Below are 17,794 nucleotides of genomic sequence, written 5' to 3'. Positions count from 1 at the left end.
ACTAATCACTTCCTTCATAAAATTCAACTTGAAATGTTTCTCCTGATATAATCAGGCCATCTAGTAAATTGCATTTTGGACAAAGGGCGATGCGATAGTCCGGTTCAAACTGAAATAAACAGTTTTGGCATTGTGATATTGCCTTTTCACGGATAATTGTTAGTTGTGATTCTTCATTCAGAAGACAGGCTCTCTCTTTACAAAAATACAAAAATGCCCATTCTAACGCATCTGGCAACACGTTTGATAAATCTCCTACAATCACTTGGATTTGTTTTACTTTTTGAAAACCTCTTAATTTCGCATCCTCTGAAACAAGCTGAATGATTTCATACATTAATGACATTTCATGCATCTAATAGGCGCCTTTCTTCAAACTTCTATAAAAATTTTATGTTTGATATTACTAAAAAGAACTTAAATTATAAATTAAGGATTATGCTTATTTATTTCTCACTTTGTCCATTTTAGTATGCGTGCTTCAAACGAAAGAAAGAATTCACCCCCGTAACTAGCTATGACATAACCATACATTTGGATATTAAAACACTCTAAGATAAGTAGAAGTAAAGAAAAGTCGACTGCCATCTAGAACCATTTGTAAGTCTGTATATCAAAGCCGCTAACATCCCTTCTATGAATCAATCCACTTCTTCATGCAGTTAACAAATTTCATAAAGGAATTTCTCCATTAGCCCTAGCGTAATTCCCTATAAAACATATTATGGAGATAATAAGTTGAAACTTTTTGGGGTGAGTTTATGCATAGAAATAAGACCTATAAAATCGTTCAAAGATGCTGTTCAGAACAAGAATGTAAAAAATATACTAAGATAAAAGCAGTTTGTCCACCAGAGCCACAGAGAGAAAAAGAACCTCCGGCAAGCAGCGGGCTATTGACGGAATTTGATCAAAATATCGTTATACCTACTTTTATTGAGCTTACGTTGTTACCAACACTGTTAGCTACTGTCACATTAAATATTGACGACTTAGGTGACCGAGTATGGTTTACTGGAACAGTTCAGACAAGGGTATCTACAGGTGCGCCTGCACCAGGTTTTGTACAAATTGCTCTCCAAATATTTAGAAATGACCCTACGTTCACTTCATCAATTTTCCTGATTGAAGATGTAGTAGTGAATAGCGGGTTTGTAAATGGCAATGCTACTACCTTTACCTTTGTAGACCTCTCACCGCCTACTGGTGTGAATACTTACTATCTTACTGGACAAATATTATCTACAGATCCCCAAGCTACAGGGGCTTTTGTAGAAAAAACTGTTTTTACAGGGGCAGAAATTGAAGCAAATAATTAGCTATTTTCAATTTATTTAAAAAGTGATTATTATAAGAATGCCAAAACCGTTATATGTCCCAAGCAGCAGCCGAGCGTTCTTCAATACGCTTTCCTGCTGTTTCTTTATCCACTGAATTAGAGAGCAGGCAATGGAAGTGTTTAGTAGAAGTGTAGCAATCGCGGGAATTAGTTGAAAAAAAGTATGGGTCACATATTAAAGGTAAAGAATGTTATAGCATAGGGCTCCAGCTAACCTCCCAATACTTCAACATCATCAGAAATAAGGGGGAAAGGTCCGCTCCATGTAAATGATGGGCTAGAGTCGCGCCACAAGAAATGAAGCCGGTCACCAACCAGTACGACCGATAACTTCAAGATTACCACCACCATTATTTGAAGTTACTAAAACATATCTTAACCGATGCTGGAACAAAATTATGAAGATAACCTTGTGAACCTTAAGTGAGAGGCCTTACAACATGTATGTAAAAAAACAGAGGAAACCGAAGAGGCAAAACGAATATAATATAGCGAAAGGGGATTATGATGAAGAAAATGATCAGTACACTTGCCCAAACCAACAACAGCTTGAATTTAAATACGTACCACGCTACTGGATTTATGAAAGTACAAGAAGGATCCGCTCAATTACAACAAACAACAGAAACATTTAAATCTATTAATGAAGCAATGCAACAAGTAGCGAATCATGTAGTGCGTATGATGCAAAATGTTCAAGGTATAGCGAAAGAAGGAAAAGAATTCAATGCTTCCATTCAAGAAATTACCGCTATTACAAAAGAGGCATCAGCTGGCGTTCAAGGAACAGAGCAACTAGCTACCCTGTCTACAGAACTAGATGCATTAGTCAAACAATATAAACTATAGCCATTACCTTAAACATACAAATAAAATAGCATTATAAAAGCGCAATAATCCTTACAATACAAGGATTATTGCGCTTCTATTTATTACTAAAGTTCTTTCTCTAAATCCGTTAATAAACCCAAAACAATTTCGGAATATTTCTCTAATTCTTCAAAGGCTTTCTCTATTCCTATAGGATCATTCATTTCAAAACATTTCACTGCCAGTTGAGCACTTTGATGTACTTTCATATGCGGTTGTTCCAAGTCTTTAAATGTTTTTTTGCTTTTCACATGATTAGGTAAATCTCCGTAATACCAATTGCCTAGCCTACATTCTTTATGTGAAATCATTTCTTTTGAGTCGATCGTCCCTATGCCTAAAATTAAGTTATACACTCGCCATTTCCATAGTAAATGGTCCGTTTTCGCCACTTTTAAAATATCTTTTGATGTTAGTTTCACATTGATATTTAAGAATTTTTTTCGATACGTATCCATTTTATTACTAATTTCAAAAAATGTTTTTGCTGTTCGTTTTGATATTTCTTGTGATTCCACACTATTATCATAGATACTGGCATTTCGTGAAGCGATGTCCACAATCGTAGCGGTTTGCTCTTCACTCATCGCTGCGATTTGGGAGGTTGATTCATTAATCCCTTTCATCATTTCCACGATACTGATTAATGCTTCACTTGCACTTTCTGCCCCTACAACACTCTTTTCAACTAATTTTTCCGTTTGGTCAATCCCTTCAATGACTTCCAAAGATACATTTTGCAATGACTCCATATTAGCAATAATCTTCACGATTTCTTCCTTCGTATGCTCCGACAGCTTTCTCACCTCTGAAGCAACTACCGAAAAACCACGTCCATGCTCCCCTGCACGAGCCGCTTCAATGGATGCGTTAAGTGCTAATAAGTTGGTTTGATCAGCGATTTCTTTAATGATTCTCACTATATCCTGTGTATAGTCAATTTCTTGATTCAGTTGTTCTACATTCTTTACAATTTTTCCATATACATGACCGACTTGCTTTATATCTTCCATCGTTTCATCTACGACTTTTCCGCTTTCTGCCGCTGAATGAACCGCCTCATCTGTTCCTTCTGCTACTTCAACTGCATAATTTGCTACCCCATGTATAGAAGCGCTCATTTCTTCCGTTGCGGCAGTTACACTATGGGTCTCATCTATCTTTTTCTGCATATTCGAAAGCAGTTGTTTGATTGTATCTAAACTCATCATATCATTTAACATGTCGGATACTTCGTTTAAAAAGTATTTAAACGTATTTTCCATATATACTTCAACGATTAATTGTTTGTCATAGGCTGCTAGCTTTTGTACAGCAACCACACTTTCTATCATACGCTTAGGATGTCGATGTAGTTTTTCCATTAAAATTGTGGTCATTATCTGAATCAGCAAATCATGTGCAGCAACAAAATTTTCTGCTGTCAAATTAATTCGACTATTGTACTCCCCTATTTTTATTCGCGTCACGATATAATGCTGATCTACTTCCGCTTCTAAAAATTGATCGATATATTGTTCTATCTTCTCTCTTAGACGATCGACTGTGGCGTGTTGCACAATAAGTTGATTAAATATATGTTCAGATTGTATTCTTCCGTAAAATTTATCAATCATTTCCTTCTTAAAAGGAGCTAATATATTCGCTGATTGTTTTACCCTATTAAGCGTTTCTTGGTCAACACCTAAGAACGATAAGCGCTCCTTCGCTCGTTCCCCCACTTTAGGTAAGTCTGTTTCTGAAGCATTTATATATTGATCCCAGTTGTTAGATTTATTTATGAAAAAGACCATCTTTTCCCCTCAACTTTGCATAATATTATTTTTCATTTGAATACATACATTCCATTTCGTATTTCTATTCGGTTAGTAACTTGAAGCTATTCTAGAATTAGGTATTTTAGACTATACACAATTAGAAGTTTCGAGGGCTTTTCGTATAATAATAAGGAGGGCAAAAAATCTAATAAAACCCCCTATAGTAAGTAGTGATACAAAGGTATTTCACTACTAGCTTACATCCATTCAACCGTTCATCACTTCAGCTACTTTACTCTATTATAGTTATATATAACTAAAAATCAATATTTATTATTACTTTTACGAAAAATAAAGAGCACAAAGAATCAATGTATGCGTCTTTCATTTAGGAATATAGAATTTGAAGGATTGAATCAACGCTTTAATCCGGCAGCTGTCGCCTTTGTCCAAGAAGTCTTTACTTTCCTTCTCACACAAAAACTTTGTGCGACACAATTCCTCTCTTCAGATATCCTTTTAGCTTTCGAACCTATTCGGATTTTAGATACGACGGTGTTTCAACTGCCTGACTCCTTCACCATTGATTATCAAGGCTCTAGAGGGAGTCGTAACATAGTAACGATTTATTATTTTCAGGAAATAGTTTATCCCCTTAAAAAGATGAAATGATTATAAACATTACGGGATTGCTCATTAAGCCATTTCATTTAAGGTATATTCTCTTTTTTAAACAGGCAAAAAAGCCTCATCTCCTTTTTAAATGGAAATGAGGACTTCTTTTTAATAGAAAAGGATGATTTTTTTCATAAAGCAACTAACCAATTTAATCCTTTCATTATATTTTAAATTTATTAATTTCTTCTTGCACTGTCATTGCACCTTCACTTAACGATTTAGCTACAGCATTGATTTCTTGAATCGTTGCTGTTTGTTCTTCTACGGCTGCAGCAATCATTTCGGATTGTTCTGCGGCGGTAGTTGCAGCAGAAGCCATTTCATTTACTGAAGCGGCAACTTCTTCAGTACTTGCCGAAATTTCTTCAGTAGAAGCTGAAACATCTTCAATTTGAGAAGTAATTTCTTGAATGGCCTTCATAATAGTATCAAATGATACTTGGGCATTTTGGATAAAGGTAACACCTTCTTCGACATTTTGCACAGTGACACTCACTGCCTTTTCAACTGCATTTGTTTCTTGTTGAATAGATGTTGTTAGATCAACAATTTGATGAGCAGAAGCCTTTGATTCTTCTGCAAGCTTCCGAACTTCATCGGCAACGACTGCAAAACCTTTTCCATGCTCACCAGCACGTGCCGCTTCGATAGCTGCATTAAGGGCAAGAAGATTTGTTTGCTCCGTAATATCCGTAATAACTTTTATAATTTTTTCTATCTCTGTTGATTGTGCACTTAACTGTTTAATTCGCTCATTTGTCTCATGAGAAGATTGTTGAATAACAGCCATTTGGTTTTCTGCGGTCTGTAATGTTTTTCCGCCTTCATTGGCAATCACTTGTGTGTCTAATGCTTTTGAATTAAGTAGCTGTGTTGCTTCTGCAATTCGTTGTACACCATGGGCAGTTTCATCCATTGCGGTCGCACTTTCTCGTCCCGTTATAGCTGATTGATTAGCACCCTCTGATGTTACCTCTATTCGATTGGCTACTTCATTGGATGAGATAGCTACTTGATCTGTACTGGCTGCTAATTGTTCAGCAGCGGCCGTTGTCTGCTCTACATTTGCAGCAACATTATTAATAATTGAATGTAATCTCCTTTTCATTTCATTAAATGAATCAGCTAATACTCCAATTTCATCGTTTGTTTTCACATTTATATCTTCTCCGCTTAAATCACCCTCAGCAATAACTTTTGCAGTAGCATTTAGTTTATTAATAGGTACAGTAATTAAACGAGTAATAAATACTGAAATGAGAAGAGCAAGAATTGTGGTTACGATAGCAATACCTAAAATGATCAGTGAACTATTATTTGCAATTTTAGTTGCTTCCGTGTTCGCCTTTTCCATCAGCTCCTTTTGATAAACAGAAATTTTATTCACTGCAAGTTGAATACCTTCGTTTGCAGGACGCACCAATACTTGTATTTTTTCAATTGAAGCTTGAACATCTTCTTTGTCATATGTATTGATAATATCTTGCGCACCTTGATTAAATTTTGCTTGGTTTTCTTTTATACTTTGAAGTTGTTTTTGCATTTCAGGATTTTTTATTATTTTTTCTAATTCTGCAGTTTTTTGTTCGATTAGTTCTTCCTGTTTTTCCAGGTTTTTAATTGTTTCATCACTTGGATCAAGTATGTAAGAACGAATGTAAAGACCTTGTAAAGAAGATGCGTTTAATATTGCATCGACTTGTAAAAGTTTATAGACTCTGTCTTCTATAGTAAATGAATACTTGTTATTAACACTTTTTAATTGGACAAATGCAATGGTAGAACTAAGTAGTAGAAATAACATAATACTACCAAACCCTAAGTAAATTTTCTTTTTAATTGACATAAATCTAAACCTCCCATATTTTGAAACACCTTTCTTACAAAAAGTATATTAGAATAATAATTAAATAATGCATTAACCTTTTAAAATTCATCTTGTTATATGAAAATATCCATATGTTAAAGTATGTCTTTTGTTCCTCTCGATCTTCTATAAAAGCCAGTAATCTCACCCTTAAAGCCAGTATTATGCAAATCTAAAACGATTTAAACAGTTCAATCAAATAGCTTAAAAAAAGGTAATGCAGGAATCGCCCTTCTTACAGTAACGAATCTTCCTTGGTATGTCTATAACTTAATCAAATGTTCTTCCGACTTTTTAAACTTGTTATACTCAGAGTCATTATTTAATGAATTAACCTAATTGAATAATTTAGAGTTCACTTTTTATATACAATAAGTCATCTAGGTCAATGGTGAATTTTACAAAATCCTCTCAATTATTGTACTAAATCAATAAAATAATGTGGGGAATTATACATATAACAAGTTAAATCATACGTAAAAGAATTAATATATAATAAATAGTTTTATACTAAATATTGTTCCGTTCTAAATCTAACTATACCGTTCCATTTTTCTTCAAAATTACAGAATGCCTTTTTAATTATCAACCCTCTTGATTCTATTCATTCTTCGAAATTCGAAAGACAAACAAATTGCTTTTTATTGTCTTTGGATAAAAGGCTATTTGTTTAGTGAACTCTAAGGACCACTTGGCTCAACTTGGATTTATCTAATGCTAGGACTATTAACATTCGAAATTATGTTAACGCTTGTAGTAAAATTAATTACATCATTATCCTAAATTAAAAAAATGAGGTAAAAAAGATGTCTACTACACTAGTATCTTCTAAAATAACTATTCCTCTCAATACACCTGATTTGATTGAGCGCAAGCAATTGTTTGATCTTTTACAGAACCAAACTTATAAAAAAGTGACGGTTCTCCGTGCACCAGCAGGTTATGGGAAAACGACTGTTCTAAGTAGTTGGTTCAAATGTAAGAAGGCAACGGTGGCTTGGCTTTCACTTGATGCTGCTGATAATGATCCGATTCGTTTTTGGACGTACGCTGTGCATGCCGTTGCAAAAGCCTATCAATGCCCTATCGATCAAGTACTTGCACCGCTTTTACACACCCAAGACCTAGCTACACTGGAATTTTTTATAAATTCATTTTTAGAGGAGCTCCATTCTTTAGCAAAACCGATTCAAATTGTATTAGATGATTATCATGTAATCGATAATCCGGTAATTCATCAACTTACGACACAATTTATCGAGTACTTACCTGTAGAGATACACGTCTATCTAACGACTCGAACAACCCTAGCCCTCCCTATTGCTAAGTGGCGAGTGAAACAATGGCTACAAGAATTCGATGCGGATCATTTACGCTTTACGTTTCAAGAAACGAAGCAATTTTTTTCTTGCAAACAGGTAACACCACTCAATCAACAATTTTTACAACAAATGTTGGACAAAACGGAAGGATGGGTAGCGGGCCTATTATTAACACGCTTGGCAAATGAACACCAACTTGACTTATACGATCATATCGCACAACCGTTTATTTCTGAATTTTTATGGCAAGAAATCATTCAAAACCTTCCGACAACAACGCAAAAATTTCTTATAAAGACCTCCCTACTGCACGAGCTAGAACCAGCGATATGTGACCAACTAACAAAGCAGTCAAATAGTCTTGAACTGTTGGAAAGTTTAGAAGCAAAAGGTCTATTTATTATTCGTCTCCAAACAAAAAAGCCTGTTTTTCGCTACCATCATTTGTTTGCCGAAGCTTTACAAGTAGAACTAAATAAACAGTATTCTGTGCAGCAAGTACAGACTATTGTCCAAGAAGTCTCACATGCTATTTACAATCAAGGAAATTATCATTCTGCCATTGAACTTGCACTTAAATATGAACAATATAATCAAGCTGCTTTATGGATTGCAGAACATCTTGTCCAGCTATACGCTTCTGGGCAAACGACAACATTCATGCGCTGGTTGCATCAACTTCGAAGTGCTCATTATACCGTTTCGTATGAAATGCTTGTTATCGGCTTCCTAACTTCTATAACAACAATGGACACAAAAATAGCTACTTCTCTAATGGAAGAGCTTGAACTGCGACAGCATGTAGAACAATGGATGGCGCAAGAAGAGCATGCTGCAATGGCCTATATATATGAAAGTGCAAAGGCGTATGCCATTGTCGCTTCCGGCGGAAATTTACAATTGGTAGAAGAGATTATGCGCAATTTGCTTGCGAATGGTCCTGCTCCTTCTCGCTGGGATAATGTTCCGATTCCCTATAATATTTTTGAATATAAGATTTCACGTACAAGTATTGGCTCTAAAGGAAAACTGCAACTGTTTGAAGAAGGCGAAGCTGTTAGCAAACTTTTTCGAGAAACAACATTACAAACTGCAAATGTGACAGCATTTAGTTATGGGGTTGCTGCTGAATCTTTATATGAGCGAAGTTTTATAGAAGCAGCCCAAAAAGAGTTGGAAATCGCCATTGCATTAGGTCATCAACATCAAGACCCAGGTTTATATATCCCTATGTATTTACTTAAAGCGAAAATATACGCTCATCAGCAACAGTCAAATACAGCCCGTATCATGTTGTCTCAGGTGTTAGAAGATGTTTCAGAAAAACATTGGCAAACGTCGATTCAAATTATGCAAGCCTATTGTTATATCGTCGAGGGAGATAGCCAAAACGCAGAGATGCTCTTACTAGCAACAAAAACAAAGCAACCATTTTGGCAGCTCGTTTATGCTCGTTTATTGTTATTAAAGGACACACCTCAGGATGCACTACCAGTAATCATTCAAGTTAAAACAAAGGCACAGCAAGATGATCAAGTTGCAACGATGATAGAAGCAACAGTACTAGAAGTTATTTGTCAGCATCGTTTAGGAAACACTGCTATTGCATTAGATATTTTACATAAAGTATTGCAATGGGCCGCTAAATACTACTATGTTCGGACATTGGCAGATGAAAAAGAGCTACTCCCCCTTCTGGAGCAATATTTTCAATTAGATTCATTGGCAGCTAAGTGGAATCCTTACCCAGACTATTATTTACATTATTTACAAAGCTGTACAACCAATGTAGTTCGTCATGAAGTGTTGACACCGCGTGAAAAAGAGGTATTTGATCTGTTAGCCAAGGGTGTAACCAATCGTGAAATTGCAAACATGCTAAATCTATCGGCTGGCACTATTCGCGTTTATTTATCTACTATTTATCAAAAACTAGGTGTAAAATCCCGTTCACAAGCTATTCTCCTTGCCAAAAAGTAATAAAAAGCAACTAACAGCTCTTGAAAGCTGGTAGTTGCTCTTTTTTGTCAACTTATAGACGACACGCAAAGGCCGCATAATTCATGAATGCACGTCATAAAAAAGAACTGTTCCACTTTGAGAAACAGTTCTGAATATATTATTTTTGAATAAACATTTGAGACCAATAGTTGCCGTCTTTCACAAAGCCAACTCCGATATGTGTATAGCTTTTGTTTAAAATATTTGCACGGTGTCCTTCACTATTCATCCACGCATTTACGACTTCAGAAGCTGATTTTTGACCTTTGGCGATATTTTCTCCAGCTGCTTTATACGTAATGCCAAATTTCTTCATCATTGCAAATGGTGAACCATACGTTGGGCTAGTATGGTCAAAGTAATTTTTATCATGCATATCTTGAGATTTATATTTTGCTACTCGTGATAGCTCCCAATCTTCTTTTAATGCTGGCAGACCTGCTTTCGCTCGTTCTGCATTGACAAGTTTCACTACTTCTTGCTCTACAGAAGCTTGTTCATTTGTTGGAATATTAATTTTTTGACCTATATTTATTTGATCTGGGTTTGCCAGTTGAGGGTTTGCATCTATTAATTCTTGTACACCTGTTTGTGTTTTTACAGCAATTTTCCAAAGAGAATCGCCTGCTACTACTGTATATGAGTCAGCGGCCATTGCGCTAATTGGTACCAATAAGGATAGTGATAATACGGATGCCATCGCTACTTTTTTTACTTTTCTAAACATGTAAATCATTCCTTCCTGTTTTGCTCTATATTTATGGTAAATAGATTAGTGAAATAATGCATCACTAAATATTTGGAAGGATTTTTACAGTTGTATGACATTTGAAATAATTGACGAATAGATTACGAGTTTATCAGTGTTTATTCTCAACTTGTCAGTAATAAAATTGAAATATAGTTGTAACAGGAATATATTACTACAAGATTTTAAACAGCAAAGGCACCATTCCAGTCATAAACTTCATGATAAATGGAAAACTTCCCGCCCACATTAAATTGTTTGAGTGACTGGCACTATATTCAGAATTGTTTGGGTGACTGGCACTAAACAGTCATACATAAAGGTTGCCATAGAGATAATTGTAATAAGTGGAATGCTACTATAGAAATAGAATGCGACGGCTGCAAATAATGTTCCAATCATTTTGCACACTGCAATAGACATAGATTGACCTGCCAGACTCCCCCTTGCAAAAAACAAGCCGATAAATAACCCTGACATCATTAAGTTTTGTATAAACGCAGCATATATCCGTTGCATATCATGAAGTTCATGCGAGAGTGCCAAAATAACTAAAAAGCTTGTTGCCAATGTAAAAAGGAAAGATGTATAAAAAAGTGTGGTAGACATAGTATTTTTAAATTCTTTGCGCCCATATATTAAATACTGCCACATAATTACAAGATCAAGTACAAACCAACTAAACGTAATGATTCTTTGAAAATCATTGTGTGGATATATAAACGTAAAGATAAACTCCCATGAAATATTGGCACAAATTGCAACCATTGGCATACCATATTGCTCATCATGAAAACCACGTTTTATAATAAATATGTATGTCACTATCCAAAACAGACCCATGCCTATTTGACAAATTAAAAGAAAGTAGTCTTGATTCATAAACACACTCCTTTTTACTTGAATGTTGGTAATGTAACCTCTACTTTGCTACGGTATGATAAGGTATGAATCTATTATGTCTGTTTAAAGAAAGTCCGTTTTTTATAAGTAAACACAGTGAGGTCAAATAGCCTGTAACACCAGATACATATTGCATAAGCTATACATTGGCAATCTAATCCGATATAGTTAAACGGGGTGATGATATGAAAACTAAATTTTATTACAACAATAAGCAATTCATAGCAGGAACTACCTTAAAGGACGATTTGGAACTTGAACAAAATAATATGGCACTACATGTCTGCACAAGTACTGAGGATGTGTTAAGCAATCGAAAGAAATTAGCAGCTTCGTTGCAATGTGATATCAATGATTTTATATGTACTCAACAAACACACAGTGCTAATTTTTATCGTGCAACTGTAGCAGATAAAGGTTTAGGCGCGCTGAGGCAAGATACAGCCATTGCCAATACCGATGCACTCTATACATTTGACCAAGATGTAATGCTTTGTACTTTTACTGCTGATTGTGTACCTGTTATTTTTTATAATGAACGTAGTGGTGTCATCGGTGTCATTCATTCTGGCTGGCAAGGAACAGTCAAGGAAGTGACATTGAAACTTTTCCGTCATTTAATAGAACAAGAGCACTGTAATCCACAGGATTTCCATGTTCAAATTGGCATGGCACTTAGCCAGCAAAAATTTGAGGTTGATGGTGATGTCTATGAACAATTTAATCGTCTAGGCTATGCCGATAATTTTATGTATTTCAATGCTGACACAAACAAGTATCACATTGATAATCAGCAAACTGTGAAAAAGCAATGTGAAATTGCCGGCATTCCGTCACAACAAATTACGATTGATCAAACATGTACGTATCTTAGTGAAGAAGGTTTCTCCTACCGCCAAGACAAAACATGTGGCCGACATGTAAGCTTTATTATGCGAAAATCATTCTAAAAAAAAGGCAATTATCACTTTTTCTAAATGATAAATTGCCTTTTTTATAGCTTTCAAGTCCAGTTGTATTGATGATAGCTGTGAACATATATACCTGTCAATAGTGGCACTTTCTTTACTGAATCAGTTTATTTTAATGTCCCTGTACTAATGATGGATGTTTTCACCTGTACATCAATTGCTACATTACTAATAATCTCCCGCTTTTTTTCAGTTGTCCATTTTCCGCGATGGTACATTCGGAAATATTCACTAAGACCACTTGGATCTACTTGCCATTCATTGAGTTTATCTAAAAACTTTTTAATATCTTGCTCCAACTCTTTATTCACGTCTTTTTCTAAATCCGCTAAACTTTCTATAGTAAATAAATCATTTTCTCGTGCACCTTTATATTCACTTAATGTTCCTTTGATTGTTAATGCTATCGTGAGTTTAGGTGAATGCATATTTTTATTGCTCTCAATATGCACATCATTTTCCACTAAGTCAATCAATAACTTTTCTTTGCCATGCCCTTGTTCCATTTTAATATCTAATGGCGCAAGATTTTTTCTTCCTTGGATTGCCTGAATAATGAGTGCCTCATTCGGCGTGATCAATTCAATCATCTGGTTACCTTTAAATACAGCAATCCCTTTTATTTCGATTTTATCACTATTTTTATCAATAAATGGAATAATCGGATCAAATACCGGATTCGAAATGGTATACATAAAATCATGGATGTTCGTATTAGGATTAAATGCTGTATTAATGCTAGGTTGCAATAAATCGTTTAAATAGAAATTAATATTCGGTTTATCGGGATAATTATATTTTAGCATTTCCTCTCCTTTTTCCTTTACAATGGCGATAACTACTTTATTACCAACTTCGGCATTTCGGTATAAATGCTGAAGCACTTTGCGAATATTGCCTTGACGTGCGAACTCTTCATTAAACAACACAACGCGTAACTGATTAAAAACAATTTTTTTGTCTGAAAGTTTTTCTATTTCCACAATGCCATTTGAAACAAGTTCCGTAGTCACAGAAAAAGTTTGCGTACTACGTTGCGCTTCAGGTGAATATTGAGGAATGGCGACGGTTAATTTCATACTATCCTTATCAATATAATCAAATGCGATAATGCCCACCATCCCGACATCTTCAAGTGGAACTTTTACTTCTTTTTCCGTACAGGCGGCTAAAACGAATAGTTGGATACAAAGAGTTACATAAAGAAGTTTTCTGCTCATACTTGCACCTGCTTCTTTTTTCGAAGTACATAAACCATCATTAATAATACTGGCCAAAGAATTAACATATAGCCAACATAATTGGCACTTGTAAATAATTTATCTTGAAATTCTCTGGAAGATGGCATTTTTACAACAAAGAAAATAATCGCAACTAAGATGTACAAATAAACATTACTTTTTTTAGATACTAAAGTCTCTACCCCTTTTTTTGCACACCATAAATAGGCGGCCACGGTCGATAAAATTAAAAAAACCCATAATGTAATGCCAAAAATATCAATTCTCTCAATAAACGAAAACTCTCCAGCTTTAAACAAGTTTAGTACTGAAAATTCCACATATTCTAGCTGCCATTCAGAATAATACATAACACTAATCGCTGTCGTAATAAAACAAAGTAAGATACTAATCCAAATGCCAATTAACGAATGACGGAATGCTTTTTTTTGATCGACAATGTAGGGAAAATAAAACATGACTAATTCATAACCTAGAACCGATAAATACCCTCTTTTTAATGCCTCATAAAAGTCATTTACACTAAAAAAATTAAATAGAGGTAAAAAGTGACTCATATCGCCCTTTTCAAATGCCCAATGTGTAAAATATAGAAAACCAATCGTTAGAAAAAAGGTCATGATACAAAAACGGGCAATTGATTTAATGCCTCCACTGACAATATAAATAAGCAATAATAAAAAACAAAAAACAGGCCCCGTAATGGTTTGTTCTTGAAGAGCAGTACTTTGAATGAGATGCATATAATTACTAATAATGCCTGCAATAAAAACGAGAAATTGAATAACAAAAAAAAGATTGATACATTTCCCTAACCATTTACCTAGTAGGATTTCATTGATACGAAATAGGTTGTCATTTGGAAATTTAGAATTAATCCAAATCATTGGGTACAGTGTAACACTTGCAATCACACCAAAAATCAATGGCATCAATGCTTGGCTATAGCCTAAAGAACTAAGTTGCTGAGGCAGGGAGAGAATACCAGTACCAATCATGACGCTTTGTGCTAAAAACACAACATGATATGCATTTAATAACTTTTTCTTGCTCTTACCTGTACTCAACTAAAACCACCTCAAATGCTACAAAAGCTGTTATTTTTTTTGTGCTCTAGAAATACCCTTCTTGGTTTTTAAATATTTGGTTGGAAATCGAATAATACTATCGAATAAATCACTGGCATTACGAGGAACAACCGGTGACATATACGGTGTTCCTAATGAATTTAATCGTAATAAATGAGCAAATAGCCATGCAAATGCTAGCATTAATCCGTATAACCCAAACAGACCAGCAGACAAAATAAAAATATAACGAATAAATCTACTTGTATTACTCAATAAAAAGATCGGTGGTAGAAATGACAGTAAGGCAGATGTCGCAACCAATACAATTAGAATATTACTAAGCAATCCCGCTTCAACAGCTGCTGTACCGATCACGATACCTCCAACGATACCAATCGTTTGACCGACTTTAGCAGGCATTCGCGAACCTGCTTCACGCAGCACTTCAATAATTAATTCAATAAACAATACTTCTATTAGTGGCGGAAATGGAACTTTACTTCTGGATTCCTGAAGATTTAACAAAAGCTCATAAGGTAATACTTCAGGATGAAATGTTAAAGCAGAGATATACATCGGCGTAATCATAATGGTTAGGAAAAAGCCAAAAAATCGAAGCATTCGTAATAATGAGGCTGTTGTCCAACGGTTATAATAATCTTCGACCGAAACAAACATTTCAAAAAAGGATGTAGGACAAACAATCGCAGCCTGACTATTGTCCATAAAAATCACGATTCTTCCATCAATAAGATACTGACTAACACTATCTGGTCGTACGCTCATATAATGCTGTGGGAAAGGAGATAACGGATTATCTTCAATCAGTTGCTTGAGCTCTGATATATCTGTAAAAAAAGGGAATTGTATTTGATTGATTCGCTCTCGTAGCGTGTCTAAATTTTCTTTATTTACGATATTGTCTATATATAAAATTGAAATTTTAATATTGGTTTCTGTTCCTACAGTGCGTGTTTCATTTTTTAACATTGGATTTTGAATCCGTCTTTTTACTAATGAAATATTGGTCTCTAATGATTCAGTAAAAGCATCTTGTGGTCCAATAACTGTTGACTCTGTTTCCGTATTTGTTATCGAACGCGTAGGGGCACTATAGGTGTCAATCACTCGTAGTTGCGCTGTTTTATGGAAAAACAATAAGGTTTGGCCTGCATCTAATTTTTGCAAAATCAAATCCACATCGTCTAATTCTACTGCATCAGATACTTGAAAAATTTGATTAACATGGTTCGCTAACGGTATGAAAACCATCGATTGTAAAGTCATTTTCTCGATAAGAGAAGAGAAATAGATAATTGTCGCATCCCCTGCATCAGTAACCATCTCTTTTATAACGACATCATCAATTTCTTGAACCTTGTCCTTTATCTGGTCAATTACTTGCTGTTCTCTTTCTTCCATGCCATTTCAACCCCCGTTAAACGCCTGTATGTATCATGAACACAACATATTTCTTTATGTAGCTTATCCCTTTTTTGAATAACTATGTATGGAACATCTCTAAAAAATCTTGATTCTACTATAGAAAAAAAGGATGTATCTCAAATTAAAGAGATACATCCTTTTTCTATTATTTTGTATGCTTGTCAGCAGGTCTTTCTTTTCCAATACCAAACACATAATAACTAAGTGTTACAAGTATAAGGAAAGCAATCCCTACAATTAACGAAACGCGCGTATCCTCATTAAACCACATACCGATAAGCACCATAACTAAAAAAGCGATGGTTGCATAGTTTGTCAAAGGAGCTAAAGGCGTTTTAAATGGGTGGTTTTCCATTTGCGCTGCTTTTACTTTTCTAAACCGAATTTGACTAATTAAAATGATAAACCAAGGAATCATCCCAGGAAGTACGCTTGCACTATAAACATAGACAAATAGGTTTTTTGGTGCAATATAACTTAAAATAACACCAACGACTAACCCAACTAATACGCCAGCAGTACCTAAAATTGGAACTCCGTTATTTGAAACCTTTGCAAAAAACTTAGGTGCCTGACCATTCATAGCAAGTGTATAAAGCATACGTCCCGCACTGTAAATGCCACTATTACAACCACTCATAGCTGCTGTAATTACGACAAAGTTAATAATACCGGCTGCTGCAGTAATCCCTACTTTAGCAAAAGTGGCAACAAACGGACTACCAATCGTCCCTAACTCATCCCATGGGTAAACCGTTACAATAACAAAAATTGCACCGATATAGAAAATTAAAATACGCCAAATAATACTTTGGATAGCATTGGTAATTGTTTTTTGCGGATTTTTTGCTTCTCCAGCCGTAATTCCGATAAGCTCTACCCCTTGGTAAGCCGCCACGACTAAAGATAATGCAAAGAAGAAACCTGTCCAACCACCTGTGAAGAAGCCGCCATGCGACCACAGATTGGATAAACCGATTGGCATACCGTCATTTCCAAACCCAAAGAAAATAAGGCCAATACCAGCCACAATCATAAGCACAATTGTAACGATCTTAATCATCGCAAACCAAAACTCGAATTCGCCGAATGATTTAACAGAAATAAAGTTTGCTACACCTAGTATAACCATAGCAATTAACCCAGGAATCCATGCAGGTAAATCAGGATACCAATATTGCATATATGTTCCGACTGCTATAATTTCAGACATCCCAACGATAACCCACTGAAACCAGTTACTCCACGCAGTTAAATAACCCGCCAATGGGTGAATATATTTATAACCGAATGTTGCAAAAGATCCAGTACTTGGCTCTACATAGAGCATCTCACCCATAGCTCGCATGATGAAAAATATAAAAATGCCCGAGATAGCATATGCAAGGAGCACGGATGGCCCAGTCCACTGGATAGCGCTAGCGGAACCCATAAATAGGCCTACACCAATCGTACCACCTAGAGCGATCATTTGAATATGTCGCGCCTCCAGCCCTCTCTTTAATTCTTTGTTTGCCACTTGAATACGCCTCTTTCTATCTTAATATAAGAACGATAAATTACTTTATAAATAATAATAAA

At 35.3% G+C, this 17,794-nt stretch carries 13 protein-coding genes and 1 pseudogene; 5 read left to right on the top strand and 9 right to left on the bottom strand.

What is annotated here, in order from left to right; translation table 11 throughout:
* Position 1: 1 nt before the first annotated feature.
* Positions 2–355: a hydrogenase maturation nickel metallochaperone HypA/HybF gene (locus T479_RS07515; RefSeq protein WP_025219108.1), complete on the bottom strand. Its 354-nt coding sequence runs from the start codon at positions 353–355 to the stop codon at positions 2–4.
* A gap of 406 nt (positions 356–761) precedes the next feature.
* On the opposite strand from T479_RS07515, the gene T479_RS07510 reads away from it, so the two are divergent.
* Both T479_RS07510 and T479_RS07505 read left to right on the top strand, forming a co-directional pair.
* Entirely contained in the window at positions 762–1,319 is a 558-nt protein-coding gene (locus tag T479_RS07510; protein WP_025219107.1) for a hypothetical protein, read from the top strand.
* 524 nt (positions 1,320–1,843) lie between these two features.
* Complete coding sequence (locus tag T479_RS07505; protein ID WP_137036904.1) at positions 1,844–2,188, top strand: hypothetical protein; 345 nt, start codon at positions 1,844–1,846, stop codon at positions 2,186–2,188.
* Positions 2,189–2,274: 86 nt separating this feature from the next.
* Here T479_RS07505 and T479_RS07500 read toward each other — a convergent pair whose 3' ends face one another.
* Positions 2,275–4,002: a methyl-accepting chemotaxis protein gene (locus T479_RS07500; RefSeq protein ID WP_025219105.1), complete on the bottom strand. Its 1,728-nt coding sequence runs from the start codon at positions 4,000–4,002 to the stop codon at positions 2,275–2,277.
* A 369-nt stretch (positions 4,003–4,371) separates the two neighbouring features.
* Between T479_RS07500 and T479_RS07495 the strand changes: the two are divergent.
* Positions 4,372–4,581: pseudogene (locus tag T479_RS07495) on the top strand (IS4 family transposase); the annotation flags it as partial.
* A 223-nt stretch (positions 4,582–4,804) separates the two neighbouring features.
* Here the strand turns inward: T479_RS07495 and T479_RS07490 are convergent.
* Complete coding sequence (locus T479_RS07490; protein WP_025219103.1) at positions 4,805–6,490, bottom strand: methyl-accepting chemotaxis protein; 1,686 nt, start codon at positions 6,488–6,490, stop codon at positions 4,805–4,807.
* Positions 6,491–7,317: 827 nt separating this feature from the next.
* Here T479_RS07490 and T479_RS24300 point away from each other — a divergent pair.
* The gene (locus T479_RS24300) at positions 7,318–9,813 is read left to right on the top strand and encodes a winged helix-turn-helix domain-containing protein (RefSeq protein ID WP_025219102.1); all 2,496 of its coding nucleotides are present in this window, start codon (positions 7,318–7,320) and stop codon (positions 9,811–9,813) included.
* Positions 9,814–9,952: 139 nt separating this feature from the next.
* On the opposite strand, the gene T479_RS07480 is transcribed toward T479_RS24300, so the two are convergent.
* The gene (locus T479_RS07480; protein WP_025219101.1) at positions 9,953–10,561 is read right to left on the bottom strand and encodes a YkwD family sporulation-associated protein; all 609 of its coding nucleotides are present in this window, start codon (positions 10,559–10,561) and stop codon (positions 9,953–9,955) included.
* Between the two features lie 270 nt (positions 10,562–10,831).
* Positions 10,832–11,464 carry a transmembrane-type terpene cyclase gene (locus T479_RS07475; RefSeq protein ID WP_025219100.1) on the bottom strand — a complete coding sequence of 211 codons (633 nt, stop codon included), beginning with the start codon at positions 11,462–11,464 and terminating at the stop codon, positions 10,832–10,834.
* Positions 11,465–11,670: 206 nt separating this feature from the next.
* On the opposite strand from T479_RS07475, the gene pgeF reads away from it, so the two are divergent.
* Positions 11,671–12,435 carry a peptidoglycan editing factor PgeF gene (gene pgeF, locus T479_RS07470; RefSeq protein ID WP_024364227.1) on the top strand — a complete coding sequence of 255 codons (765 nt, stop codon included), beginning with the start codon at positions 11,671–11,673 and terminating at the stop codon, positions 12,433–12,435.
* Between the two features lie 128 nt (positions 12,436–12,563).
* Here pgeF and T479_RS07465 read toward each other — a convergent pair whose 3' ends face one another.
* From T479_RS07465 to T479_RS07450, 4 genes are all read right to left on the bottom strand, one after another.
* Entirely contained in the window at positions 12,564–13,676 is a 1,113-nt protein-coding gene (locus T479_RS07465; RefSeq protein ID WP_025219099.1) for a Ger(x)C family spore germination protein, read from the bottom strand.
* A complete protein-coding gene (locus T479_RS07460; RefSeq protein ID WP_024364230.1) occupies positions 13,673–14,764 on the bottom strand; it encodes a GerAB/ArcD/ProY family transporter in 1,092 nt (363 codons plus the stop codon). Before T479_RS07460 ends, T479_RS07465 begins: the two co-directional genes overlap by 4 nt.
* 30 nt (positions 14,765–14,794) lie before the next feature.
* On the bottom strand, positions 14,795–16,189 hold the full coding sequence (locus tag T479_RS07455) for a spore germination protein (RefSeq protein WP_024364231.1): 1,395 nt from the start codon (positions 16,187–16,189) through the stop codon (positions 14,795–14,797).
* Positions 16,190–16,358: 169 nt separating this feature from the next.
* Entirely contained in the window at positions 16,359–17,732 is a 1,374-nt protein-coding gene (locus tag T479_RS07450) for an amino acid permease (RefSeq protein WP_025219098.1), read from the bottom strand.
* Between the last annotated feature and the right edge of the window lie 62 nt (positions 17,733–17,794).

It is taken from the genome of Lysinibacillus sphaericus (assembly GCF_000600105.1).
Classification (GTDB): Bacteria; Bacillota; Bacilli; order Bacillales_A; family Planococcaceae; genus Lysinibacillus; species Lysinibacillus sphaericus.
Note: the sequence above shows the minus strand (reverse complement) of the source record. Positions and strands in the feature narration are given on the sequence as shown.